Origin of the sequence: Amedibacillus dolichus DSM 3991, from assembly GCF_000154285.1 — a bacterium.
Lineage (GTDB): Bacteria > Bacillota_I > Bacilli_A > Erysipelotrichales > Erysipelotrichaceae > Amedibacillus > Amedibacillus dolichus.
Map to the genome: position 1 here is coordinate 244,553 of NZ_DS483474.1, position 24,784 is coordinate 269,336.

General features: G+C 36.2%; 23 protein-coding genes and 1 riboswitch. Of the genes, 22 read left to right on the plus strand and 1 reads right to left on the minus strand.

Annotated elements, in window-relative coordinates:
• Positions 1 to 12: 12 nt before the first annotated feature.
• Entirely contained in the window at positions 13 to 390 is a 378-nt protein-coding gene (locus EUBDOL_RS04175) for a hypothetical protein (protein ID WP_004798830.1), read from the minus strand.
• Positions 391 to 628: 238 nt separating this feature from the next.
• Here EUBDOL_RS04175 and EUBDOL_RS04180 point away from each other — a divergent pair, with 238 nt between their 5' ends.
• The 22 genes from EUBDOL_RS04180 to EUBDOL_RS04285 all read left to right on the plus strand — a co-directional run bounded on the left by EUBDOL_RS04180 (position 629) and on the right by EUBDOL_RS04285 (position 24,710).
• The gene (locus EUBDOL_RS04180; RefSeq protein ID WP_004798831.1) at positions 629 to 1,210 is read left to right on the plus strand and encodes a type IV toxin-antitoxin system AbiEi family antitoxin domain-containing protein; all 582 of its coding nucleotides are present in this window, start codon (positions 629 to 631) and stop codon (positions 1,208 to 1,210) included.
• 17 nt (positions 1,211 to 1,227) lie between these two features.
• Positions 1,228 to 2,079: a nucleotidyl transferase AbiEii/AbiGii toxin family protein gene (locus EUBDOL_RS04185; RefSeq protein ID WP_004798832.1), complete on the plus strand. Its 852-nt coding sequence runs from the start codon at positions 1,228 to 1,230 to the stop codon at positions 2,077 to 2,079.
• A gap of 31 nt (positions 2,080 to 2,110) precedes the next feature.
• Complete coding sequence (locus EUBDOL_RS04190; protein ID WP_004798834.1) at positions 2,111 to 3,031, plus strand: DUF1848 domain-containing protein; 921 nt, start codon at positions 2,111 to 2,113, stop codon at positions 3,029 to 3,031.
• Positions 3,032 to 3,085: 54 nt separating this feature from the next.
• Entirely contained in the window at positions 3,086 to 3,682 is a 597-nt protein-coding gene (locus EUBDOL_RS04195) for a sugar O-acetyltransferase (RefSeq protein ID WP_004798835.1), read from the plus strand.
• A gap of 263 nt (positions 3,683 to 3,945) precedes the next feature.
• Positions 3,946 to 4,047, plus strand: a riboswitch (purine riboswitch).
• A gap of 188 nt (positions 4,048 to 4,235) precedes the next feature.
• Complete coding sequence (purE, locus tag EUBDOL_RS04200) at positions 4,236 to 4,733, plus strand: 5-(carboxyamino)imidazole ribonucleotide mutase (RefSeq protein ID WP_022419883.1); 498 nt, start codon at positions 4,236 to 4,238, stop codon at positions 4,731 to 4,733.
• Between the two features lie 12 nt (positions 4,734 to 4,745).
• Entirely contained in the window at positions 4,746 to 8,438 is a 3,693-nt protein-coding gene (locus EUBDOL_RS04205; RefSeq protein WP_004798838.1) for a phosphoribosylformylglycinamidine synthase, read from the plus strand.
• A gap of 15 nt (positions 8,439 to 8,453) precedes the next feature.
• The gene (gene purF / locus EUBDOL_RS04210; protein ID WP_004798840.1) at positions 8,454 to 9,872 is read left to right on the plus strand and encodes an amidophosphoribosyltransferase; all 1,419 of its coding nucleotides are present in this window, start codon (positions 8,454 to 8,456) and stop codon (positions 9,870 to 9,872) included.
• Complete coding sequence (gene purM, locus EUBDOL_RS04215) at positions 9,869 to 10,900, plus strand: phosphoribosylformylglycinamidine cyclo-ligase (RefSeq protein WP_004798841.1); 1,032 nt, start codon at positions 9,869 to 9,871, stop codon at positions 10,898 to 10,900. The genes purF and purM overlap by 4 nt, the downstream gene beginning before the upstream one ends.
• Entirely contained in the window at positions 10,894 to 11,484 is a 591-nt protein-coding gene (purN, locus tag EUBDOL_RS04220) for a phosphoribosylglycinamide formyltransferase (protein ID WP_004798843.1), read from the plus strand. Before purM ends, purN begins: the two co-directional genes overlap by 7 nt.
• On the plus strand, positions 11,481 to 13,013 hold the full coding sequence (gene purH, locus EUBDOL_RS04225) for a bifunctional phosphoribosylaminoimidazolecarboxamide formyltransferase/IMP cyclohydrolase (RefSeq protein ID WP_004798845.1): 1,533 nt from the start codon (positions 11,481 to 11,483) through the stop codon (positions 13,011 to 13,013). Before purN ends, purH begins: the two co-directional genes overlap by 4 nt.
• A 104-nt stretch (positions 13,014 to 13,117) precedes the next feature.
• Complete coding sequence (locus tag EUBDOL_RS04230; protein WP_004798847.1) at positions 13,118 to 13,975, plus strand: EamA family transporter; 858 nt, start codon at positions 13,118 to 13,120, stop codon at positions 13,973 to 13,975.
• 159 nt (positions 13,976 to 14,134) lie between these two features.
• On the plus strand, positions 14,135 to 14,620 hold the full coding sequence (locus EUBDOL_RS04235) for a DUF3284 domain-containing protein (RefSeq protein WP_004798848.1): 486 nt from the start codon (positions 14,135 to 14,137) through the stop codon (positions 14,618 to 14,620).
• A 27-nt stretch (positions 14,621 to 14,647) separates the two neighbouring features.
• Positions 14,648 to 16,696 (plus strand): BglG family transcription antiterminator, encoded by a 2,049-nt coding sequence (locus EUBDOL_RS04240; RefSeq protein ID WP_004798850.1) that lies wholly within the window; start codon positions 14,648 to 14,650, stop codon positions 16,694 to 16,696.
• Between the two features lie 105 nt (positions 16,697 to 16,801).
• Positions 16,802 to 17,260: a PTS sugar transporter subunit IIA gene (locus EUBDOL_RS04245; protein ID WP_004798851.1), complete on the plus strand. Its 459-nt coding sequence runs from the start codon at positions 16,802 to 16,804 to the stop codon at positions 17,258 to 17,260.
• Positions 17,260 to 17,730, plus strand: a complete 471-nt coding sequence (locus EUBDOL_RS04250; protein WP_022419899.1) for a PTS sugar transporter subunit IIA — start codon at positions 17,260 to 17,262, stop codon at positions 17,728 to 17,730. Before EUBDOL_RS04245 ends, EUBDOL_RS04250 begins: the two co-directional genes overlap by 1 nt.
• A gap of 13 nt (positions 17,731 to 17,743) precedes the next feature.
• Positions 17,744 to 18,019, plus strand: coding sequence for a PTS sugar transporter subunit IIB (locus EUBDOL_RS04255; protein WP_004798856.1), 276 nt, complete (start codon positions 17,744 to 17,746; stop codon positions 18,017 to 18,019).
• A 20-nt stretch (positions 18,020 to 18,039) separates the two neighbouring features.
• Positions 18,040 to 19,443 carry a PTS transporter subunit IIC gene (locus EUBDOL_RS04260; protein ID WP_004798858.1) on the plus strand — a complete coding sequence of 468 codons (1,404 nt, stop codon included), beginning with the start codon at positions 18,040 to 18,042 and terminating at the stop codon, positions 19,441 to 19,443.
• Between the two features lie 17 nt (positions 19,444 to 19,460).
• On the plus strand, positions 19,461 to 20,471 hold the full coding sequence (locus EUBDOL_RS04265) for a Gfo/Idh/MocA family protein (protein ID WP_004798859.1): 1,011 nt from the start codon (positions 19,461 to 19,463) through the stop codon (positions 20,469 to 20,471).
• A gap of 38 nt (positions 20,472 to 20,509) precedes the next feature.
• Positions 20,510 to 21,391 carry an aldose 1-epimerase family protein gene (locus EUBDOL_RS04270; RefSeq protein ID WP_004798861.1) on the plus strand — a complete coding sequence of 294 codons (882 nt, stop codon included), beginning with the start codon at positions 20,510 to 20,512 and terminating at the stop codon, positions 21,389 to 21,391.
• Positions 21,392 to 21,407: 16 nt separating this feature from the next.
• Entirely contained in the window at positions 21,408 to 22,580 is a 1,173-nt protein-coding gene (locus EUBDOL_RS04275; RefSeq protein ID WP_004798863.1) for an SIS domain-containing protein, read from the plus strand.
• Positions 22,581 to 22,754: 174 nt separating this feature from the next.
• Positions 22,755 to 23,561: a histidinol-phosphatase HisJ family protein gene (locus EUBDOL_RS04280; protein ID WP_004798866.1), complete on the plus strand. Its 807-nt coding sequence runs from the start codon at positions 22,755 to 22,757 to the stop codon at positions 23,559 to 23,561.
• 18 nt (positions 23,562 to 23,579) lie between these two features.
• Positions 23,580 to 24,710, plus strand: a complete 1,131-nt coding sequence (locus EUBDOL_RS04285; protein WP_004798868.1) for an amidohydrolase — start codon at positions 23,580 to 23,582, stop codon at positions 24,708 to 24,710.
• Positions 24,711 to 24,784 lie beyond the last annotated feature (74 nt).

Consider the following 24,784-nt stretch of genomic DNA (forward strand, 5'->3'; position numbering starts at 1 on the left):
TCTTTTTCTATACTACTTTCTATCCTTTATCAAATGATAAGCGTTGTAAATGATAAACGGAATAGAGCTGATTGCTCCGGCAAGGGTGTAAATAGGAAAGGTAATAAAGGCGATGATAATTTTAGGAGCAAGCACAGTAAACCAATTACGGCTAATGTGAGAGAAGAATATCAAACCGGTTGGAATACCGGAAAAAAGCAAGCCGAATAAAATGGTGAAAGGCACTATTCCGATAGGTTGAGGAACCGTCATATTTTTATGAGTCAAAAGAGCGATATACGCAGGATCGTTAAATTGATGGATTTGATAAATAGCTAGGAAATAACCGATTACACAACCGATAATTAAAAATACGCTAATGAGCAAAATTCGTTGCAGTTCTTTTTTCATAATATGAATCCTTTCAAGTATTATATTTGTCTAAGAACAGTATAGCATTATGGAATAAGATTGTCTTTATTTTTCAAGTTTATCACACATGACAGTTATAGAAGAAATAGTAAAGATGGATATAGATAAAATATCAATAAACGGTGAATTTTTGTATATCCGATAAATATCATTGTTATAAGTATTAGTTTACATTTGTACATAAATAATATAAAATATACGTACGAAAGGAAAATATATGGATAAAAAACTAGAAAAACTGTTTAATGATTACCATGTGGTTAGTTGTAAGATGCTTTTAGAAAATGGCTATACAAAGTACCAAATTATGAATTTGGTGAAAAAAGGTTTTTTGTATCGTGTTCGAAAGGGGTTGTATAGGTTACATAATGAAATAGATGATGAATTTCATATTTATCAAAAAAACAATTCGTATATCGTTTATAGTAATGAAACCGCATTGTACCTTCACAATCTAACGGATCGTTTTCCAAATCCGTTAAGTGTTACAACAAAAAGCGGATATCATGTACGGAATAAAAAACTTAAAGTATATTATGTTAAAGAAGAATTTTTGGATAATAATGTAGTCATATTGAATTCTCCACAAGGAAATCCGATTTATGTTTATGATATAGAAAGAACCATTTGTGATATTGTAAAAAACAAAAATCGTATGGATCCACAGGTATATATTCAGGGATTACAGAATTATTTTTTGAGAGGAAAACCAAATTTAAGAAAGTTATCGAAAATATCGAAGCTTTTAAATATTCAGCAGAAAATGATGAGTATTATAGAATTATATGTGAAGCCATAATCATATAAGGAGAAAGTATGAAATATTCAAGCATTGACCAGTGGAAGAGTAAAATAAAAAAATTAGCGAAAGAAAACGGAATCGATGTACAGGATATGCAGCAACGCTATATTTTAGAAGAATTTGCTAGAATGATTAGTGAATCTAAATATAAACATTCGATTATATTAAAAGGTGGTTTTGTTGTATCGGCATTATTGGGAATTGATGAAAGAAAAACCAGAGATATTGACTTTACGTTTAACTCAACAATTTATGATATAGATCAAATTAAAGAAATTTTAGAATCAATAATAAACACCAAAATCGAAAAGTTTTTCAATTATGAAATTGTAAATATTCAAGAAGAGCAATTAGATGATCATTATTCTGGATTTAGTTGTATGATTGATGCTGTTTATGAAAAAACAAGAATACATTTCAAGTTAGATGTTTCGAATAATACCTTGGTATATCCTAGAAGTATAGAAACAAAGCTACGTAGTTTTGTTAATGAGGAAGATATTAAGGTAATGAGCTATCCTATCGAAAACATCATTGCTGAAAAGTATGAAACTACTCTTGATAGAGGAGAATTTAATACTCGTATAAGAGATTTATTTGATGTTCATTATTTGTATAAAAATAATCATCATTTAATCAATGATAAATTATTAGTTAAAACAATAATCGAAGTATCGAAAGATAGAAACACTTATAATAATTTATTAGATTTTGATGAATTATTGCGTGATTTATCAGAATCGAAAGTATTTTGCGATAATTTTAATAGATATAAAAGAAATAATCATTATTATGATGAAACATTGGAAGATCTTTTTGATACTTTTAGAAAAATCAACAATTTAGTACAAATAGAACTACATTAAAATAAAAAATGGATAGAGGGAGGTACAGCACATGATACTTTTGGCAAGCGGTCGCTGTGATATTGTTGCCTTTTACAGCAAGTGGCTGTTACGACGCATTGAAGAAGGTTTTGTTGATGTGAGAAATCCATACGATCCACATCAGCTATCACGTATTTATTTGAACGAACAAAGTGTTGATGTACTTGCGTTTTGTACAAAGAATCCTTTGCCCATTCTCTCTTATATCAAGCAAATTCCTTTTCCTATGCTGTTTCATGTTACTTTAACACCCTATCATAAAGAAATCGAACAACTGCCAAACAAAAAAGAAATTTTAAAAGCAATTCGATTTCTAGCAAAGCAATTAGGAAAAGAACATGTTGTTGTTCGCTACGATCCTATTTTTTTAAGTGATACTTATACCTTAGAATATCATAGAAAAGCATTCCAACGTCTTTGTGAACAGCTAGACGGATATGTTTCTACAATTATTATTTCCTTTGTTGATATGTATAAAAATACAAAAGAGAATATCGCAAGAATGAGATTGCAAACGATGCGAGCAGATGATATGCTGGCGATAGGAAAAAGCTTTGGCGAGATTGCGAAAAAGTATCATCTTCATGTTCAGACCTGTGCGGAGGAAATTGACTTATCCATGTATGGAATAACACAAGGTGCATGCTTTGAACGTAACCATCTGGAAGCTATTGCGAAACATTCCTTATCGCATATATCCGATAAAGGTGTACGTTCCATGTGCGATTGCTTGGCTACGGTAGACATCGGAGATTATAATTGCTGTGCACATGATTGTTTATATTGTTACGCAAATTATGACAGCAAAGCGATTTTACAACGCATGAAGTGTCATGATCCAAACAGCAGTGTATTAATCGGTAGAATTGAAGAAGATGATCATATTCATGAGCGCAAGGAATCGAGTATAAAACAGATTTCATTGTTGTAACGATATACAAACTTAATGTATTAAGGTGTATTGGATTGTATCAGGAGGAATATAATGAAGGAATGGGATAAAGCACAAGCAGGCTGTTTATATAATGCCAACAATGATAGAGAAATTATAGAAAGTAGAATAAAATGTGCTGATTTATGCTATGAATTTAATCAATGCAAGCCATCAGATATAGAAAAACAAATTGAAATTATGAAAAAAATAATCGGCTGTGTAAAAGGAAGCTTTGTGATCACAGCCCCTTTTTATTGTGATTACGGAAGTAATATAACGATTGGAGATAATTTCTATGCAAATCATAATTGCACGATATTAGACGGAGCTAAAGTTACCTTTGGTAATAATGTATTTATCGCACCCAATGTTGTTTTTTCAACAGCAGGGCATGCTATTGATCGCGAACAAAGAGCAAAGGGGCTGGAAATAGCACTGCCGATTAGCGTTGGTGATGATGTATGGATTGGTGCAAATGTATCGGTTTTACCGGGAGTTTCTATTGGAAGCAATACAATCATAGGTGCCGGTAGTGTTGTTAATAAGGATATACCCGATGGAGTAATTGCGGCAGGAGTTCCTTGTAAAGTAATTCGTAGAATAACAGAGGAGGATAAGCAAAAATATTCAGAATATATAGAGATGTAGTAAAATCTCAGTTATCTCTATGTTTGTAATGGGAATCATACCCTGATTTTTCTAATATAGAAGCCTTCGATGCTAAATAATTTTTGCATTTGCTGTGCTATACTATATACATTGAACAAACGATGCAGTAGTACATGTAAAACACATAAGTTAGGAATCATGTAAAAATAATTGAGTTCACACCCCAGTCCTTTAGCAAGACTGGTTTTTTCATGTAAAAATTACCTTTTGCTATTGTAATACACAAAGAGAAAGAGTAAAATAAGATTGTATTGGCGATTACTTGTATATATTTCGTAATAAGGTCGAAAAGTCTCTAGCCTCTTGCCATAAATGAGAGGGCTACAAGTGAACGGTTATGCTTTTTATATCGAATAACAGATGTAAAGGCGTACTTGTTTGCTTGAAAACAGGTACGCCTTTATATTTATTATAGGAGGTCTTACTTATGGTCTTAAGAAGATACGCTATATTAAATAAAAAAAGGAATGTTTTTTCATGTGCATATTAACGGGATTAATATGTACTTTTTTATTTGTAAGGAGGAGAACACATGTCAAACAAACCGCTCGTTTCAATTCTAATGGGGAGTCGTTCCGATTTGCCAACTATGGAAAACTGTTTTGCACAGTTAAAGGAATTTGATATTCCATTTGAAGCTCATGCCTTGTCAGCCCATCGAACACCGAATGAGGTCATTAAGCTGGCAGAAGAAGCAAAGGATCGTGGCATTAAGGTCATTATTGCCGCTGCCGGTGGTGCGGCTCATCTTGGCGGAGTTATCGCCTCAAGCACAACGCTTCCGGTTATTGGTGTTCCTATTCAAACCAGCGCGCTTGGTGGTATGGATTCTTTGTTATCAACAGTACAAATGCCGGGAGGAATTCCTGTCGCAACGGTTGCTATCGGAAAAGCCGGTGCTAAAAATGCCGCTATTTTGGCAGTCCAGATGCTTGCGCTTAGCGATGAAGCATTAGCAAAAAAACTAGAAGCTTTTAAACAGGCGATGGCGGATAAAGTAATTGCCGATTCCGTAATTGAAGTGGAATAGAAAGGACATTGTATGAATTTTCGCGTATTTGTTAAAAAGAAGGAAGCATATCGTGTAGAAGCCGATTCTTTGTTTCATGAATTGAAAACAAACCTTAACCTGCAAGGTCTAAAGGACGTAGAGCTTTATAACGTATATGACGTATTTCATGGTGATGAGCATGATAAAGAGCTGTTATGCGCCCATGTGTTATCAGAAAAAGTAACCGATGAGGTATATGATGAAATCGACTTAAGCAATCAGACATACGTTGCCTATGAATGCTTACCGGGACAGTATGATCAGCGTGCCGACAGTGCTCAGCAATGCTTGATGCTGTTAAATAACAAGCAAGACGTTGTTATCAAAAGCGGCCGTATCGTTGTATTGCATGGCAGCGTAAGTGAGGAAGAAGTAAATCGCATCAAGAAATATATGATCAATCCGGTAGAAAACAGAGAAAAGGATTTAGCTGTTTTAGCTTATGAAGAAGATGTAGAAATCGAACCGGTACCTGTACTTCATGGCTTCTGTGAATTAAGTGAGGAAGGCTTGGAGGATTTGCGTAAGGAACAAGGCTTAGCCATGACACTTGCGGATCTAAAGCATATTCAAGCATACTTCAAGGAAGAAGAACAACGTGATTTGACCTTGACGGAGCTAAAGGTATTGGATACCTATTGGTCCGACCACTGTCGTCATACAACCTTTGAAACGGTTTTACAAAATATCAAATTTGATGCCGGAAGCTTACAGGACTCTATGCAAAAGGCATACGAATTGTATTTGAAATTAAGAGAAGAGGTACATGGCGGTAAGAAGGTCATGACACTTATGGACATGGCAACCATTGCCGGAAAATACTTACGTAAGCAGGGCAAGCTTGATGATATGGAAATCAGTGATGAAATCAATGCCTGCTCGATTGAAATCAGTGTTGATGTCGATGGTAAGGAAGAACCATGGCTATTGATGTTCAAAAACGAAACACATAATCACCCAACGGAAATCGAACCATTTGGTGGAGCAAGTACCTGTATCGGTGGGGCAATTCGAGATCCTTTATCAGGAAGAAGCTATGTGTATCAGGCAATGCGTATCAGCGGTGCCGGAGACATTACCAAAGATATTGCCGATACCTTACCAAACAAACTTCCGCAATCACGTATTTCCAAAGGTGCTGCGGCAGGCTATTCCTCTTATGGAAATCAGATCGGACTTGCGACTACCTATGTAAAAGAAATCTTCCATGACGGTTATGTCGCAAAACGTATGGAAGTCGGTGCGGTTGTCGGTGCTGCACCAAAAGAAAATGTTGTACGTAAATCACCGGAAACCGGAGATATCGTTGTATTGATCGGAGGAGCTACCGGACGTGATGGTGTCGGAGGAGCTACCGGATCAAGTAAGGAACATAACGATACTTCCTTGACGAAATGCTCAAGTGAGGTACAAAAAGGAAATGCACCGATCGAACGTAAATTGCAGCGTCTATTCCGCAATCCGAAAGCAACTCGCTTGATTAAGAAAGCCAATGACTTCGGTGCTGGAGGCGTAAGTGTGGCAGTTGGTGAAATTGCCGATGGATTGTTGATTGATTTGGATAAGGTTCCGGTAAAATACAGCGGCTTATCCGGTACAGAATTAGCAATCAGTGAATCACAAGAGCGTATGGCGGTTTTGATTGAAAAAGATGCTTTTGAAGAATTCCGTCAGTTAGCATACGAAGAAAACCTAGATAGCTGTATCGTAGCGGAAGTAACAGAAGAAAAGCGCTTGGTTATGACCTTCCATGGAGAAGAAATCGTTAATATTTCACGTGCTTTCTTAGATACCAACGGGGTCCGTGGTTTACAAGATGTTATCATGAAGGAAGGATTGACTTCCACAGATCCATTCCACAGCAAGGTAACAAGCATGGAAGAAAACCTTCAACAGCCAAATGTCGCATGTCAGATCGGATTGGCAGAAATGTTTGATGCTTCCATCGGAAAATCAACGGTATTGATGCCGTTTGGCGGAAAGTATCAGTTAAGTGAAACCGAAGGCTCTGTGCAGAAGCTTCCGGTATTAGGCTTTACAAATACATGCAGCATCATGACGCATGGGTATCACCCTGAGTTATCTCAATATTCACCATATTTAGGAGCTTCCTATTCCGTAGTCGAAGCACTTGCCAGAGTAGCGGCACTTGGTGGTAACTATGCAACTTGTCGTTTGACAAATCAAGAATACTTCGAACGTCTGCATAATGATCCTGAAAAATGGGGAAAACCAATGCAGGCATTGCTTGGTTTGATCGAAGCGGAATTGGCATTCGAAACTCCTGCTATCGGCGGTAAGGATTCCATGAGCGGTACATTCAATGATATTACCGTACCACCTACACTGATTACCTTTGCGGTAACTACGGAAAAAACACAAAATATTATTTCCAGTGAATTTAAAAAAGCCGGCAGTCGTATTTATTTGTTGAAGCATACACCAAAGGAAAATATGACACCGAATTATGAACAGCTGAAAGAAAACTTTGCGAAAATGTATCAGCTTGCTTGTGAACATAAAATTCTAAGTGCCAGTACGGTGAAGTTTGGCGGTATCAGTGAGGCATTGTGTAAGGCAACCTTCGGTAATAAGCTTGGTGTTGATGTTCATACAAGCGAACCGCTTTATGATTTATCTTTAGGAAGTATCCTTGTGGAAAGTGAAACGGAAATCCAAGATGCGGCATTTGTGGAAATCGGTCGTGTAAGTGATGACGGTGTATTAAGCATCAATGACGAAAAGCTGAGCGTAGAAGAAGCTATCAAACTTTGGCGCAAGCGTTATGAAGGTTTATACCCAATGCATGTAAACGAAGATAAACAAGCGATTGAAACTCCGCTTTATGAAGCACCAACTGCTTTAAAGGCAAGTAAAACATACGATAAGCCAAAGGTTATCATTCCGGTATTCCCGGGGCAAAACTGTGAATACGACACAAAGCAACAATTCGAACGTGCGGGTGCTGAAGTGGAAATCTATGTATTTAACAACTTGAATGTTGAAAGCATTGAACGTTCCTTAAAGGAATTGAGCGAAAAGATTGCAAGTGCACAGATCCTAATGGTTGTTGGAGGTTTCTCCAGTGGTGATGAGCCAGATGGCAGCGGTAAGTTTATTGCTAATGTTTTAAGCAATGAATTGGTAAATGCAGCGGTTCAGACCTTACTTGCTAATGATGGCTTGATCTTAGGTATCTGTAATGGATTCCAAGCCTTGATTAAATCCGGTCTATTACCGTATGGCGATATTAAGCAGTTAAATGAAAATTCACCAACCTTATTTAGAAACGATATTAACCGCCACGTATCCCACATTGCCTATACACGCATTGCATCAAATAAATCTCCATGGTTAGCAGGTTTTACGGCAGGAGAAACTCACAGCATTGCAATGAGCCATGGTGAAGGAAAATTTGTGGTAAGTGAAGAAGTCGCTAAGGAATTGTTTGCAAACGGTCAGGTTGCTACACAGTACGTTGATTTAGATGGCAATCCGACAATGAACGGCGAATACAATATCAACGGCTCCAGCTATGCAATCGAAGGTATTACTTCAGCTGATGGACGTATCTTCGGTAAGATGGGACATAGTGAGCGTTATGAAGATGGCTTATTCCAAAATATTGACGGAAATAAGTTACAAAATATTTTCCAAAATGGTGTCAATTACTTTAAAAAATAGAAAGAGGGAACTTCGATGAACGAATTAAGAGATGAATTTCTATCAAGAGAATTACATGAGGAATGCGGTATTTTCGGAATTTACAACAATTCCGATGCCGCAAGTCTTTCCTACTATGGTCTGCATGCCTTACAGCATCGTGGGCAAGAGGCAGCGGGAATCGCAGCCTGCGACACCGGTGGAGAAATCAACTGTTATAAAGGAAAAGGTCTTTTAGCAGAAGTCTTTAACAACGAAATCATTGCGACCTTACCGGGTCGTCATGCAATCGGACATGTGCGCTATTCTACCGCTGATGCCAATCAGATCGAAAACGTACAGCCAATCATGGTACGTTCTCATACCGCAAGCTTTGCGGTTGCGCATAACGGACAGATCGTTAATGCTCCGGAATTGCGTCATGAGTTGGAAAAACGCGGAAGCATCTTCCAAGGTGTCAGTGATTCCGAATTATTGGCACACATGATTCAGGTAGAGGAAGGAAGCTTTGAAGAATGTATCGTCAAAGCATGCCGTCGTTTTGAAGGTGCGTTTGCCTTTGTCATTTTAACAAACAAAGCCATTTATGCCGTACGTGATAAAAACGGTTTGCGTCCGGTATCCATTGCGAAACTGCCGGAGGGCGGATATTGCGTAAGCAGCGAAACCTGTGCGTATGATATTGTTGCCGGTGAATATGTACGTGATTTAAAAGCCGGAGAAATCGTTAAAATTGATGATGAGGGAATTCATAGCTATCAATATACCGATGATACACAATATAAGATGTGTGCGATGGAATATATTTACTTTGCCCGTCCGGATTCTACGATTGATGGCATCAATGTACATACTGCACGTCGTTTATCCGGTCGTGCCCTTGCGAAGCGTGAAGATACGGAAGCTGATATTGTCATAGGTGTTCCGGATTCCTCAACTTCCGCAGCTATTGGTTTTGCGGAAGAAAGCGGACTTCCATATGAAATCGGATTGATCAAAAATCGTTACGTGGGAAGAACCTTCATTCAGCCAACCCAGAAGCAGCGTGAACGTGGTGTGCGTATGAAGCTGTCTGCGGTATCCTCTATCGTAAAGGGAAAACGTGTCTTTATGATTGATGATTCCATTGTACGTGGAACAACCAGTAAGCGTATCGTACAGCTGTTGAAAGAAGCGGGAGCTACGGAAGTGCATGTACGTATTTGCAGTGCTCCGCTGATTAGTCCATGCTTCTATGGGGTTGATACTTCAACCTATGATGAATTGATTAGTGCCCGTTTAACGCACGATGAATTGTGTGAGTTTATCGGAGCGGATTCTTTACGTTTCATGGAAGTCGATGAAATGGGCGAATCTTTCGGTACCAAAAATTTATGTACCGCATGTTTTGATGGACAGTATTGTACAAAGCTGTTCAGTTATGGGGAAATCCTAGAAAGTGAGAAAAACAAATGAGTGAAAAATATAGAGAAGCCGGAGTAAACCTTGAAGCCGGTTATGAGTCTGTTCGTCTGATCAAGGATCATGTAGCACGTACAAAGGTAGTAGGTGCAATGGATTCCATCGGTGCTTTTGGCGGTATGTTTGATCTATCGTTATTAAAGATGGAAGAGCCTGTACTTGTTAGTGGTACAGATGGTGTCGGTACCAAATTGATGATTGCCTTTGAAATGGACAAACATGATACGGTTGGAATTGATGCAGTTGCAATGTGTGTAAACGATGTATTGGTTCAAGGTGCAGCACCGATCTTCTTCTTAGATTATTTAGCAGTTGGGAAAAACGAACCACAGAAAATCGAACAGCTGGTAAAAGGTGTTGCGGACGGCTGTGTACAGGCAGAGTGTGCTTTGATTGGCGGTGAAACAGCAGAGATGCCGGATATGTATGATGTTAAGCACTATGATATCGCAGGCTTCTGTGTCGGTGCTGTGGATAAGAAAAACCTATTGGACGGTTCTAAAATCGAAGCTGGTAATGTCTTAATCGGATTGCCAAGCTCCGGTGTGCATTCCAATGGCTTCTCTTTGGTACGTAAGGTTTTATTAAAGGACGCTAAGTTGGATTTGCATAAGACTTATGATGAATTGAACGGTGAGCTTTTAGGAAATGTGCTATTAACTCCGACACGTATTTATGTAAAAGCAATCAAACATTTACTAGGAAAAGTAGATATCAAAGGAATGAGTCATATTACCGGTGGCGGTTTCTATGAAAATGTACCACGTATGTTAAAAGAGGGACAAGGCGTAAGTATTGATCTTACAACCTATCCACGCAAACCGATCTTTGACTTTATTGCGAAAACCGGAGATATTCCAATGAAAGAAATGTGTAATGTTTTCAATATGGGAATCGGCTTCATCATGGCAGTGGATAAAAACGATGTTGAAAAGGTACAATCCTTATTGTCAGAAATCGGTGAAGAAAGCTATGTAATCGGCGAAGTTACAAATAGTGGAAGCGTGGATTTAACATGGTAAATATTGCCATCTTTGCGAGTGGAAACGGCTCTAATTTTGAAAATCTAATCAATGCAATCAATGATAAGCAAATTGATAATGCACAGTGTAAGGTATTGATTGTCGATAAAGAAAATGCGTATGCCTGCAAGCGCGCAGAGCGCTTGCACATTCCCTTTGTTTATGTAAATCCGAAGGAATATGCCAATAAGGCAGAATATGAAAGTGAGATTTTACGTATTTTAAAGGGATATGGAGTCGAGCTGATCGTACTTGCCGGCTATATGCGTTTTATCGGTGAGGTTTTATTAACGAATTATCCGAATCGTATCATCAACCTACACCCTGCCTATTTACCGAACTTTCCGGGTGCACATAGTATTCTCGATGCGTATGAAGCCCATGCCGAATTTACCGGTGTTACGGTACATTATGTAGATGAAGGTGTAGATACCGGAGAGATCATTCATCAAGAAAAGATCGTGATCGATCCATCATGGTCATTAGAGGTCTTGGAGGAGCATGTACATGCTTTGGAGTATCGTATGTTTCCAAAGGTTGTAAAGATTGTTTGCGATAGGATAGAAGAGGAGGCTACAAAATGAAAAGAGCTCTTGTAAGTGTATCAGACAAAACAAATCTAGTAGAATTTGTTTCCGAATTAGTAAAATTAGGCTATGAAATTATATCAACCGGAGGTACAAAGAAAGCATTAGAGGCAGCCGGAATTGAAACCATCGGGATTTCCGAGATTACCGGATTTCCGGAAATCATGGACGGACGTGTAAAAACCCTACACCCTAAGGTGCATGGTGCATTGCTGTGCGTACGAGATAATGAGGAACATGTAAAACAGCTAAAGGAATTGGACATAGATTATATCGACCTTGTTTGTGTGAATCTATATCCATTCAAACAAACCGTACAAAAGCCGGGAGTAACGCATGAGGAGATCATTGAAAATATTGATATCGGCGGTCCTAGTATGCTGCGTAGTGCTTCTAAAAATTATAAGTTTATTCCGGTTGTAGTAGATCCTAGTGATTATGAAACGGTCATTGAAGAATTAAAGGCAAATGGCGAAACAAGTTTGGAAACAAGAGAAAAACTAGCCGCTAAAGTATTCCGTCATACTGCCAATTATGATGCGATGATTGCCAGCTATTTAACTGAAAAAACCGGTGAAAAATATCCGGAAAAGCTAACCATTACCTACGATAAGGTACAGGATTTACGTTATGGAGAAAATCCACATCAAAGTGCTGCTTTCTATAAGAATATGAATCCACAGTATTCTTTGGCAAATGCAAAACAGCTGCATGGTAAGGAGTTATCTTACAACAATATCCAAGACGGCAATGCGGCAATTGAAATCTTAAAGGATTTTGAAGGTACATGTGCGGCAGTTGGTTTGAAGCACATGAATCCATGTGGTGTTGGTTTAGGTAAGACGATCGAAGAAGCATGGGATAAGGCTTATGAAGCAGATCCGGTTTCAATCTTCGGTGGTATCGTAGCTTTCAATGAGCCGGTAAATAAAGCCGTAGCGGAAAAACTAGCAAATATCTTCTTGGAAATCATTATTGCGCCTGCCTTTGATGAAGATGCTTTTGAAATCTTGTCAAAGAAAAAGAATATTCGTTTGATGCAGCTAGATACAACGCTGTCTGTAAATGCAAAATATAAGGTAACCAATGTCAATGATGGATTGTTAGTACAAGATGTAGATGATCATAAGCTAACCAAAGAAGATTTGCGTTGTGTAACAAATCGTAAGCCAACAGAAGAAGAATTGGAACAGCTGTTGTTTGCTTGGAATGTTGTAAAGCATGTAAAATCCAATGCCATCGTACTTGTTAAGGATAACATGACCATCGGTGTCGGTGCCGGACAAATGAATCGTGTCGGTGCTGCACGTATTGCGATTGAACAGGCACAGGAAAAAGCAAAAGGCTCTGTGATGGGATCTGATGCCTTCTTCCCAATGCCGGATACCGTAGAGGAAGCTGTAAAAGCAGGAGTTACGGCAATTATTCAACCGGGTGGTTCCATTAAGGATCAGTTGTCTATTGATGTATGCAATGAGTATGGTATTGCCATGGTTTATACCGGAGTACGTCATTTTAAACACTAATAGTTGTGATGAATTGAGCTCTTGAAAGAGGGCTCTTTCTTTTATATATTTCAGCCAACAAAGAAAAATTTTAGTATAATTTATTTATAAAGGGAAGTGATCTTATGTGGTTAGCATTTGCATTTGGTTCGGCTTTGTTTGCGGGACTTACATCAATTTTGGCAAAAATCGGTATTCAGCATACCGATAGTAATGTCGCAACTGCAATTCGTACAGTTGTAGTGTTGTTTTTTTCATGGCTTATGGCTGCTATATCGGGTTCTTTATCCGAGTTATCTGCCATACAACCGAAAACTTTAATCTTTTTGATATTATCCGGCTTATCAACAGGTGCGAGTTGGTTGTTTTATTTCAAAGCATTGCAAAAGGGAAACGTGAATAAGGTGGCAGCAGTCGATAAATCCGGTATTGTTTTAACAATTCTTTTATCTTTTATCTTTTTTCATGAAGAAATTACATTTGGTAAATTGATAGGCTTGGCAGGAATTACGCTTGGAACCTATTTGATGTTGGAGCCGAAAAAGGAAGTAAGCAAAACAGAGCATAGCTCGTGGTTTTTATATGCTGTTTTGTCTGTGATTTTCGCAAGCTTAACAACCATTTTAGGAAAGATCGGTATTCATGATATTGAAAGCAATCTAGGTACGGCAATTCGAACAAGTGTTGTATTGGTGATGGCATGGATCGTTGTGTTTGTTACAAAGAAGCAGGATAGCATACATACGATTTCACGCAAGGAACTTTTCTTTTTAGGCTTATCCGGATTGGCAACGGGAGCTAGTTGGCTTTGTTATTATAAAGCCTTACAAGATGGACAGGCATCGCTTGTTGTACCGATTGATAAGCTAAGTATTTTGGTTACCGTTGCGTTTTCGGTTGTTGTGTTGCATGAGAAGCTATCCAAGAAGGCTGTTTTTGGTTTAGGTGTATTAACAATCGGAACACTGTTGATGTTGGTGTAATAAAAATCAACTACTTTCTATAGATATTATAAAAATATTGATTTGTAAGCGTTTTAGTGTATAATAAGCGATGAGCAGAATTTTTAATAATCTTATTGTTTTCATAAAGATGCTTAGAAGAAAGGAAAGTATATTTTTTAATATATATGGAGTTAAATTATGACACTTGAGAAATTTGATAATAGTGAATATATACAGGTAAGTGAGCTTTTGAACGTTTCTTCAAAAACATTTTTTGATGAAATTGTACGTTCGATCTTAGGAGATATACAGAGACAGACAAACCGTAAAATGCATGCAAGTCAATTGAAATCAGGACTAACCTATAAGAAGAAAATTTCAGGTAGATCTTCAAAAAATGCAGAGGTCATTATTAAAATTTTAGAATGTGTACCTTCGAAAATATATAGTGCTAGTTTTACGAGCGAAATCGACATTACAACTGTAACTTATGAAATTGAAGAAAAAGAAGAAAACAAAATATGTGTTACTTATACAGAGACATTTAAGCTTTTAAGTGGAAAGAAATTACGAAGCCAATCAAAACTTCATAAAATGTATTTGCATAAAAAATCAGAAAAGAAAAGTAGGAAGCTATTAAAGCATATTGAAGAATATATTCTTATGAATCAAAATAAAGAATAAAATTATACGAAAGAGAAGGTAAGAGGTATGGTAGTTTTTGATTATAGACAAAAGGAATTTCTAAATATTTTATTAAATACAAATGCACCCGTCTCTATATCTTCTTTGCAAGTACAAATGAATATTAGTAAGCGTACAATTTATTATATTGTAAATAAGCTTAATGATACACTCTATCATTGTTCATTAGATCCGATTCAAAATATAAGAAAGCAAGGATATTTTATAAAAGAAGAACAAAAAGAAAAAATACATGAGCTTATATGCGAAGAAGCTTCTGATGAGGTTATGAAACCAAAAGAGCGGGTATATTATTTAATATGTTGGCTTTTATATCCACAAAGTCCGGTACATGTAGAAAGTATTATGGACGAAATGGAGATATCACGTAATTCTGTCTTTAATGATTTAAAGCAAGTAAAAGAAGAGTTGGAAAGCTATGATTTGTGTTTAGAATTTGATATTAAAAGAGGTTATTCTATTAATGGAAAGACATTAAGTAAACGTACGGTTTTATTGTACTATTTACGTTTATTACTGAATAGGATTCACTATAAAAGCTTACATTTTCTTAATTCAAGTGATGTAGAGGATTTCTATAATCGGTTAATAAAAATATCTTTGGAGATGAATAATGAATACGATTTTGAAATGTTGTTATCAATTGCTTGTTTATTATGTATTATACGCAATGTAAAAGAGCAGTTTGAGTTCTCATTGTTAGAGCTAAAAGACTTAGGGAAAACTTCTGAGCTGCGATTAATTGACATCTATTTTCAAGATTTTAATGTTCATGAACGATTATATCTAGCAGTGCATCTATTAGGCTCAAAGGCAGGAAGCACACTAAAGGTAAAAGATGATGAGAGCGATATTCAGTTATTTGAATTGGCACAGCATCTATGTGATGTATTTGAACGCTTAGCATATATTCAGCTTGTTGATAAAAATGGATTAATTAACTCATTATATATTCATTTTAAATTGACTATGTACTATTATCGTTTGTCTATTCAAGTTGTAAATCCACTTATTGAGGAAGTAAAAGAAAACTATTCAGATTTATATCAGTTAGTTTCAGAGATATGTAAAGACTTAAGCAGTGAGTTTCCATTTCCGGTATTAGACAGTGAAATTGTCTATATTACCATGCATTTTGGTGGACATCTAAGACAAGGAAGTGGAAAGTTTTATCGTAAAATTCGCGTTCTCGTAGTTTGCCCCAGTGGTATTTCAACTTCAACGCTATTGAAAAGAGAGGTCGAACAGTTATATTCAAATGTTACGGTTGTCGCAACAGCAGCGGCAAGTAATATTGATGAATATGAGGAAGATATAGATTTTATAGTATCTACGATTGATATCCAATGTGAAATGCCATGGATTAAAGTACATACTATTTTAACAAATGAGGATAAATCTAGAATTGCATCGCTGATGATGTTAAACGTTGATACTTATAAAGCAGATGGGGAGCATATCAACGGACTGTTTCAATTATTGGAGAGATATGTTCCACAAGAAAAAATGGAGGCATTGAAACAAGATGTTTATCAATATTTAAAAGAAGGGAATGTATTGGTTGAGATTGAAAAGAAAGGTCCAACCCAAGCATTTGATTTGTTAAAACCGGAGAACATTCAAATTTTAAACGAAGAGAAATCATGGGAAGAAGCAATAAAAGTTGCATCAAAACCACTTTTACAAAAGAAAGTAATTAAAGAAAAATATATTATTGCCATGATAGAATTGTTAAAGGAGTATGGCCCATATATTGTATTGCGAAATAAAGTTGCTATTGCGCATGCAGCGCCATCACAGGGTGCTAATATTTTAGGGTTATCCTTACTAATTAGTAAGCGAACAATATCTTTTGAAGGAGAGGAAGTGAAATATTTGTTTATTTTATCAAATCCTGAACAAGATAAGCATTTGCATTTACTTAGAGGCATAATGAACATGTCATCTGATCCAGCATTACTAAGTGAGCTTGATCAAATGCAAGATACACAAGAGATTTATAAAAGGTTATCGCAAGCTACATATAGAATACCAAAAAATTCTAAGTCCAATTGATTGCACAAAAAAGTTCAATCTAGTTGGACTTTTTTATATATAGGCAGGTTGCTATAATGGCAGTGTAAAGAGATATATTTCTTACAGTTGAATCGAGGTGATACGATGCTGGATGATATTCTGACACAAGAAAGCGTTCAGTATATAGAATGTGTAGAAAGTTGGAAAGAAGCAGTTGTTATCTGTATTCAACCACTCATTGATCAGGGAAAAGTAGATTGTGAATATATTAGCGCTGTAAATAGAAACATTGAACGGTATGGTAGTAACTTCGTTATTTATCCATATATCATTTTACCTCATGCACGTCCTGAACAGGGAGTTAAGGAAAATGCAGTTTCCATTTTATTAACAAAAACCCCTTTCCACTTTGATGATAATAAAACACCGGTAAGGCTTGTAATTGTAATGGCTCCGATGGATTCAAAATCACATTTACAGATCTTAAAGGAAATATCCGGTATGCTTTATGATAGAAACAGTAATCAAAGTATTATGGAAAGCAAGAGTAAAGGGCAACTGTATCAGAAAATTAGAGAAAGAATAGGAAAAGAGGTGAAATGATGAATTATAAATTTATACCTGAACTTGTAGAAACAAATATTAGTGCAAAAAATAAGGAAGAGGTTATACGATTTCTAGCAAAGAAACTAGCTGATAGAAAATGTGTTAGTAGTCATTATTCGGAGCTGGTATTACAAAGAGAAAAAGAGTATCCTACGGGCTTAATAACGAAAGGGGCAGTAATAGCGATTCCTCATGCTTTCGATCCGGAAACAAAGGGAAATAACATTGCGATTGGGATTTTAAAAACACCAGTAGGCTTTAAGCACATGGAGGATATTGATGAAACAGTACCGGTAAAAATCGTATTTATGCTAGCGATTAATGGCTCACATGAACACATGGAGATGCTAAAAATCCTAATGCAGCTAGTTAGGGATGAAGAATTATTTAAAAAGCTTCAAAGTATTAGTTCAAAGAATGAAATATGTAAATTATTAAATGAATATATAGAGACATTAGAAAGCTAAAGAGGGTTATGTTATGAAGAAAATAGTTATTGCTTGTGGAGCCGGTTTGGCTACTTCAAGTATGGTGAAAGATAAAGTAGAACAAATATTAAAGAAAAATAGTATCCCGTTTAAAACAATTCAATGTACTTTAACAGAGGTTGATAATTATGATGGTGATGTAGACTTGATTATTACAACCATGCGAGTTCGTAAAAAATATGAATCACCGGTGGTTTCCGGAAGTGCGTATTTATCCGGAGTAAATGAAGAAGCAGTTACAGAACAAATTTTAGAAATTTTGAAATAAACTTGGGAGGAAATAAATATATGCAAGTTGTAATGGATATAATTTCGTATATCGTTGATTTAGGAAGCTATATTTTTGTACCAATGTTAATGTGTTTAATTGGTATGTTATTCGGATTAAAGTTTTCAAAGGCAGTAAAAGCTGGAGCAACTGTTGGTATTGGTTTAGTTGGTGTCAGTATTGTTTCGACATTGACTTCAAATTCACTAGGCCCGGTCATCAATGAAATGGTAGATGTATTAAATTTAAATCTTACCGCTATTGATGTTGGAGGATCACCGGCAGCAGCTGTTGGTTTTGGTGGCTTAATCGGTGCAACGTTAATTGTAATTATTGTAGTAGTAAATATTATTATGGTTGCGTTGAAGCTTACAAATACTGTAAATGTTGATATTTATAATTTTTGGTATTTTGCAATTACAGCTGGTTTTGTAAATCTTGTAACAGGTAACTTTTGGTTAGGTATTCTGGCGGGCGTTACACATGCTATTTTGGGCTTAAAGGTAGCAGATGTCATGGCTCATAGAACACAACAGATTATAGGAATTGAAGCAATTGCGATTCCGCATGGATTTGCAGCAGCAAGTGCGCCATTGTTTTTATTACTAGATAAGATTTATGATCATATACCTTTCTTAGCACATAAGAAGATCGAAGATGATTATCAAGAAAATGAGAAAAAAGGTATTGGACACTATATAGGCGCAATTTTTGGTGAAAGAATCTATTTAGGATTAATTATGGGTATGTTCTTTGGAATTGTTGCAGGTTATGATTTCAAGGGAATTGCAGATGTAACTATTAAAACCGCAGCTTTAATGGAACTATTCCCAACAGTAGTAAAGATGATGGTAAATGGATTAATTCCAATCTCCAACCAAGCAAAAAAATTCTTTACGAAGCATTTTGCTGATCGTGAATTGTATATCGGATTAGATTCCGCTGTAACTATCGGACATCCAGTAACTATTGCTGTAGGTTTCTTAATGATTCCAGTATTTATGCTCTTGGCTGCGATTCTTCCTGGAAATACGACACTTCCACTAGGTGAAGTACCATTTGCGGCTTTCTATGTATGCTTTGCAACCATTGTGCATAGAGCAAACAAGAGAAGAACCATCGTTTCAAGCTTGATTTTTATTCCAATCGTATTATGGGTATCTAGTTGGGCAGCTCCAATGTTTACACAGCTTGCCGCAGATGCAGGCATGGAATTAGTTGCAGAAGGAATGCAAGCAACAACAATGGCATTGGGTAATTTGTTTATTCTGATTCCGACACTATTAGCTGAAATTCCAGTAGTAGGTGCGATCGTTTTAGTTGTTGTTGATATTGTTGCAATTTTCGGTGGAAAATATTTAGAAAAATATTATGCAAAAGAAGATGAAGCTTTTGAAGAAACCATTGGTATTGAATCTTTATAAAATAGGGGGTATGGAATATGAAAAAGATAACAGTTGGTGTAGTAGGCGCAGGAATTTATGGGAATTATCATATACACACATTTATCTGTGATCCAAATGTGGAAAGAGTTGTATTTTGTGATTTAAATGAAGAAAGAAGATGTGCAACAAGTAAAAAGTATAATGTTACGGGATATGCTACTGTAAAAGAAATGATACATGCAGAAAAGTTAGATGCCGTTAGTATTGCTACTCCGGATCCATATCATTTTGAACCAGCTAAAGATGCAATTGAAGCAGGAATTAAATATCTGTTAATTGAAAAACCGCTTGCGACAACAATAGAAGAATGTGAAGAAATTCTTCGTTTAGCAGAAAGACATAATGTAAAGATTTCAGTAGATTTTCATAAGCGTTGGGATCCGGCATATAATTGTATTAAAGATGAAATACAAAAAGATAAGGAGAAAGTTATTCGAGGATATATGGCATTGGACGATATTATTGATGTCCCTAAAAAATGGTTTACTTGGACAGATAAATCATCACCTGCTTGGTTTTTAGGAGTTCATTGTTACGATTTAATTCGCTACATTACAGGAAGCGAAGTAGAAAAGGTTTATGCTAGTGGAAATAAAGAAATTTTAGAAAAGGAGGGCTATCATACATGGGATAACATTCAAACGATTTTAACGATGAAGGATGGTAGTAATTGGACAGTAGAAACTAGCTGGATTCTACCGAACACATATCCGAAATCTAATGATGGACAGCTTGTAATTCTAACAGAGAATAAATACTTCAAAAATGAATCCTATCGAGGTGTTAAATATTTTACAGAAAAGAAGGAAAATATTCCTAACTATATTTTTATGAATTTTGATGAACATAGTGCAAGTGGGTTTGGATTAGAGCCAATGCAGGAATTTATTAGTGATATTATTAACGAAAGGGAATTTAGAACATCTGCTTATGATGGCTTGCAAGCTACACGTATTGCACAGGCAGTTCATGAATCAGCTGAAACGGGAAAGGTAGTTTATTTGTAAAAAGCGATTGTTATGATCGCTTTTTGAGAGGAAATGATATGGTAGAAATTACATCAGAACAGATAAGAGTTAGAATTGATGAAAATGGAGCGCAGATGATTTCCATCTATGATTTAGAACATGAAATAGAGTATTTGTGGCAACGGGATTCAACATATTGGTCTAGCTCATCACCAGTAGTTTTTCCGGTTATTGGAAAACTTAATAATCTTGAATTTTATCATAAAGGAAAGTCCTATCCTTTGAAATCAAATGGGCTGATTCGATATGAAAGAATACCAATACTTAATCAAGAGAAACATTATGTAGAGTTCTTATTTACCAATACAGAAGATTTAAAAAGGAAGTATCCGTTTAATTGTCGGGTTTTATTACGTTATGAGATTGTTGGACGTGAATTAGTTATGTCTGCGACTATTTATAATGATGGCAATGAAGCTATGTATTATAATTACGCTGGACACCCAGGCTTCTGTGTGCCTATGTATGAGAATGAAAATTGCAATGATTACTATATTGAATTTGAAGAAAAAGAAACAACAGATATTTTTAAAGTGTGTGAAACCGGACAATTAATACCTGAAAAAAGTCAATTTTTCTTTGAAGAAAGTCGCTTCTTTATACGTAAAAACTTATTTCAAAAAGAAGCATTGGCATTTTATCATCCAAAATCAAACAATGTATCTATTAAAAATCTTAATCATAACCGTAGAATTACAGTGTCTTTTGAAGATTTTGACAACTTGGCTATATGGTCTCCGTATATCAAAGATAAACCATTGAAATTTATATGTATAGAGCCTTGGGTAGGACATACTGATTTTAAAGGCTACAATAATGAAATTTCAAAAAAGGAAGAGGTTGCTTGTTTAGAGCCGAATCAACATAAAAAATACAGCTATAAAATTACATTTCAATAAAAAAGGGGAAAAGAAAATGTTTGGAAAGACAACAAAATATTGGATTTCATGCAAAGGTGTTTATACAAGTAATGAGATTGCACAACAGCCAAATACATGGAAAAAAACATTACATCAAATTAAAGAAAATCAGAATGATATTCAAAAATTTATAAATCAAGTAATTTTACAAGAAGATTTTGATATTGTACTCTGTGGTGCGGGAACAAGTGAATATGTAGGAAACTCAATTTATCCATTTTTAAACGAACAGCTGCAATATAAAGTAAAATCTTATGCAACAACAGATATCGTAGCTGCACCGCAAAAATATTTATCAAAAACAAAGCCTACACTTTTAATTTCCTATGGAAGAAGCGGAGATTCACCGGAATCCGTAGGCGCACTACAAGCTGCTGATGCGGTATGTGAGAATATTTATCATTTGTTTATTACCTGTAATAAAGACGGTGCACTGTCTAAAGCAGCAAAGCTGAGAAATAATGCACTTGCGATTAATTTAACTCCGGAAACACTAGACAAAAGTTTTGCCATGACATCTTCATACACCAATATGGCATTAGCGACATTACTTTGTTTTCAACTAGATCGTTTATCAGTTTTTGATGCGATGCTTGAGGATCTTGGAAAAGCCGCAAATCGAATTATAGAAAATGATTGGTTAAAATTGAAAGAGTTTGTAGAGGTTTATGATTTTAAACGTATCGTTTACTTAGGTTCAAATTGTCTAAAAGGAACAGCACAAGAAAGTCAATTAAAGATGTTGGAATTAACACAAGGTAGAGTTACCACGATGTATGATTCCCCAATGGGATTTCGTCATGGGCCAAAATCAATTGTAAATGATGATACATTAGTTGTTGTTTATGTCAGTGATGATTCTTATACCAGAGAATATGAAAAGGATCTGATAACAGAAATTAGCCTTCAACGAAAGAATAATCGTTTGATTGTTATAGGAAATCATTGTAAAGAAGCTTATAGTCATTTAAGTGATCTTTGTTTTGATCTCAATTTACAACAGAACTATGATAATGCTTATTTAGGTTTATGCTATATTCTTTATGCACAAATATTGGCATTCTTTAAATCTTATGCGTGTGGTATTCAACCAGATGATCCATGTCCTAGTGGTGAAGTTAACCGAGTAGTTAAAGGAGTAACAATTTATCCTTATATTAAAAAGTAATTTGACATTAGTATCAATAAATTTAGCAAAGGGATTGGTTATCGAAATGAAATCAATCCTTTTATTTGTGGTAAAAAATTATAAGATTGCCAAAGTATGATAAAACTTAATAATTTATGCGGCATTAGTTAATAAAAAGAGTATAATGATAATTGAATTAGGGAGGGAATGTTCATGTTTGCAGATTATCACTTACATACCTATTACAGCAGTGATAGTGTGTATCCTATGGAAGAGGTAGTAAAGGACGCTATTTTATTAGGGATTGACGAGCTGTGCTTTACCGATCACTGCGATTTGACCATACGGCTTTTGGGCTATGCCGATGCCAGTGAAACAAAGCCGCCATTTAAGAAATATTTTAGGGAAATCAATCAAATGCAGAAAAGGTATGGAGAACAAATTACGATTAAAAAGGGATTGGAAATCGGTATCCAGTATGAAACCATACCTCAGTATCAAGAAATCATACGTGAGTATCCGATGGACTTTGTTTTATTATCCATTCATCGCATTGATAATCTAGGCTATTGGAATCGTAGATTTCAAGAAGGAAAGAGCGAGGCAGAATATTATCACGCATATTATGAAGCAATGTTAAAAATCGTTAAGGAATTTCATGATTATAGTGTACTCGCTCATTTGGATTTGATTCGCCGTTATGATAACCACGATGGCTATGACGTGATGAATGATCGTGAAATCATTACCGAAATTTTGAAGTATATCATTGCAGATGGAAAAGGAATCGAAGTCAATATGTCCTGTATTCGTTATGATATCGGAGATATTACACCGGCAAAAAGTATTTTGGAATTGTATCATGAATTAGGCGGACGTATTTTAACCATCGGCAGTGATTCACATAAACCGATCCATTTAGGAGCATACGTCGAGGAGGTCAAGGAAGAACTGCGTTCGATTGGTTTTAAAGAGTTTTGTACCTTTGAGAATATGAAACCGATATTTCATAAGTTATAGATAGGAGGAGATGGAAATATGATTATCAAAAATGCAAAAATTTATACTATGGAAGAAAACAATGTACAAGAGGGGGATATTCTTGTAAAAGACGGAAAGATTGCGAAAATAGGAAGCATTGATGAACAAGACGAGCAAGTGATTGACGCAAAAGGAATGTGTGTTTACCCCGGACTTATCGAAGCACATTGCCATTTAGGTATGGAAGAAAGCGCGATTCGTATGGAGGGCAACGATGTTAATGAGATGAGTGAGCCATTAACACCACAGGTACGTGCGATTGATGGCTGTAACCCGCTTGATGAAACCGTAGTCAATGCATGCAATGCCGGTATTACCTGTGTAGCGGCAGGACCGGGAAGTGCGAATGTCATCGGCGGTACCTTTCTAGCCTATAAGACACATGGCATCAGCATTGATGAAATGGCAATCAAAAATCCAATTGCTATGAAATGTGCTTTCGGTGAAAATCCAAAGCGAGTTTATCAGGATTCCCGTATCAAAACCCGTATGAATATTGCGGCTATGCTGCGTGAAACATTATTCAAAACAAAGGAATATTTGGCAAAGAAGGAAAACGGAGAGCAGCCTGCTTTTGATATGAAGCTAGAAGCGATGATACCGGTAATCAAGAAGGAACTGCCTTTAAAATGTCATGCGCATCGTGCCGATGATATTTTAACCGTTATTCGTATTGCTAAGGAATTTGATGTAAAGGTAACCTTAGATCATTGCACCGATGGGGCAATTATTGTAGATCAGATCAAGGCTAGTGGATATCCTGTCATTGTAGGGCCGGCATTGACGCATAAAAGTAAATTCGAATTGGCACATAACTCCTTTAAAACACCAAAGGTGATGAATGATGCCGGTATTTTAATGGCGATTACCACCGATTCTCCGGTCGTACCTCAGGAATATTTGCCGCTATGTGCAGGTCTGGCAATGAAAGCAGGCTTATCGGAAATGGACGCTTTGAAAGCAATTACCATCAATCCGGCAAAAATCTTAGGTCTTGATGATCGTATTGGCAGTATCGCAGTTGGAAAAGATGCCGACTTGGTAATCTGTGATGGCTCTATTTTAGATCCTCAGCATACCGTATCCTATACGATTATTAACGGAGAAGTCGTATATTGCGCACAATAAACAATCAAAGAGCCTGTCCGATGACAGGTTTTTGCGTAAGAAGGACATTCTAATTCACTTTTTTAACAAGTTGT

Bases quoted from the DNA above. Each gene is read 5' to 3' on its own strand.
- EUBDOL_RS04205 (WP_004798838.1), top strand. From the start codon at position 4,746: ATGAATTTTCGCGTATTTGTTAAAAAGAAGGAAGCATATCGTGTAGAA.
- EUBDOL_RS04260 (WP_004798858.1), top strand. From the start codon at position 18,040: ATGCAAGTTGTAATGGATATAATTTCGTATATCGTTGATTTAGGAAGC.
- EUBDOL_RS04185 (WP_004798832.1), top strand. From the start codon at position 1,228: ATGAAATATTCAAGCATTGACCAGTGGAAGAGTAAAATAAAAAAATTA.
- EUBDOL_RS04175 (WP_004798830.1), bottom strand. From the start codon at position 390: ATGAAAAAAGAACTGCAACGAATTTTGCTCATTAGCGTATTTTTAATT.
- EUBDOL_RS04190 (WP_004798834.1), top strand. From the start codon at position 2,111: ATGATACTTTTGGCAAGCGGTCGCTGTGATATTGTTGCCTTTTACAGC.
- EUBDOL_RS04235 (WP_004798848.1), top strand. From the start codon at position 14,135: ATGACACTTGAGAAATTTGATAATAGTGAATATATACAGGTAAGTGAG.
- purH (WP_004798845.1), top strand. From the start codon at position 11,481: ATGAAAAGAGCTCTTGTAAGTGTATCAGACAAAACAAATCTAGTAGAA.
- EUBDOL_RS04195 (WP_004798835.1), top strand. From the start codon at position 3,086: ATGAAGGAATGGGATAAAGCACAAGCAGGCTGTTTATATAATGCCAAC.
- EUBDOL_RS04275 (WP_004798863.1), top strand. From the start codon at position 21,408: ATGTTTGGAAAGACAACAAAATATTGGATTTCATGCAAAGGTGTTTAT.
- EUBDOL_RS04180 (WP_004798831.1), top strand. From the start codon at position 629: ATGGATAAAAAACTAGAAAAACTGTTTAATGATTACCATGTGGTTAGT.
- EUBDOL_RS04255 (WP_004798856.1), top strand. From the start codon at position 17,744: ATGAAGAAAATAGTTATTGCTTGTGGAGCCGGTTTGGCTACTTCAAGT.
- EUBDOL_RS04285 (WP_004798868.1), top strand. From the start codon at position 23,580: ATGATTATCAAAAATGCAAAAATTTATACTATGGAAGAAAACAATGTA.
- EUBDOL_RS04280 (WP_004798866.1), top strand. From the start codon at position 22,755: ATGTTTGCAGATTATCACTTACATACCTATTACAGCAGTGATAGTGTG.
- EUBDOL_RS04240 (WP_004798850.1), top strand. From the start codon at position 14,648: ATGGTAGTTTTTGATTATAGACAAAAGGAATTTCTAAATATTTTATTA.
- purF (WP_004798840.1), top strand. From the start codon at position 8,454: ATGAACGAATTAAGAGATGAATTTCTATCAAGAGAATTACATGAGGAA.
- EUBDOL_RS04250 (WP_022419899.1), top strand. From the start codon at position 17,260: ATGAATTATAAATTTATACCTGAACTTGTAGAAACAAATATTAGTGCA.
- EUBDOL_RS04270 (WP_004798861.1), top strand. From the start codon at position 20,510: ATGGTAGAAATTACATCAGAACAGATAAGAGTTAGAATTGATGAAAAT.
- EUBDOL_RS04245 (WP_004798851.1), top strand. From the start codon at position 16,802: ATGCTGGATGATATTCTGACACAAGAAAGCGTTCAGTATATAGAATGT.
- purN (WP_004798843.1), top strand. From the start codon at position 10,894: ATGGTAAATATTGCCATCTTTGCGAGTGGAAACGGCTCTAATTTTGAA.
- purM (WP_004798841.1), top strand. From the start codon at position 9,869: ATGAGTGAAAAATATAGAGAAGCCGGAGTAAACCTTGAAGCCGGTTAT.
- EUBDOL_RS04230 (WP_004798847.1), top strand. From the start codon at position 13,118: ATGTGGTTAGCATTTGCATTTGGTTCGGCTTTGTTTGCGGGACTTACA.
- purE (WP_022419883.1), top strand. From the start codon at position 4,236: ATGTCAAACAAACCGCTCGTTTCAATTCTAATGGGGAGTCGTTCCGAT.
- EUBDOL_RS04265 (WP_004798859.1), top strand. From the start codon at position 19,461: ATGAAAAAGATAACAGTTGGTGTAGTAGGCGCAGGAATTTATGGGAAT.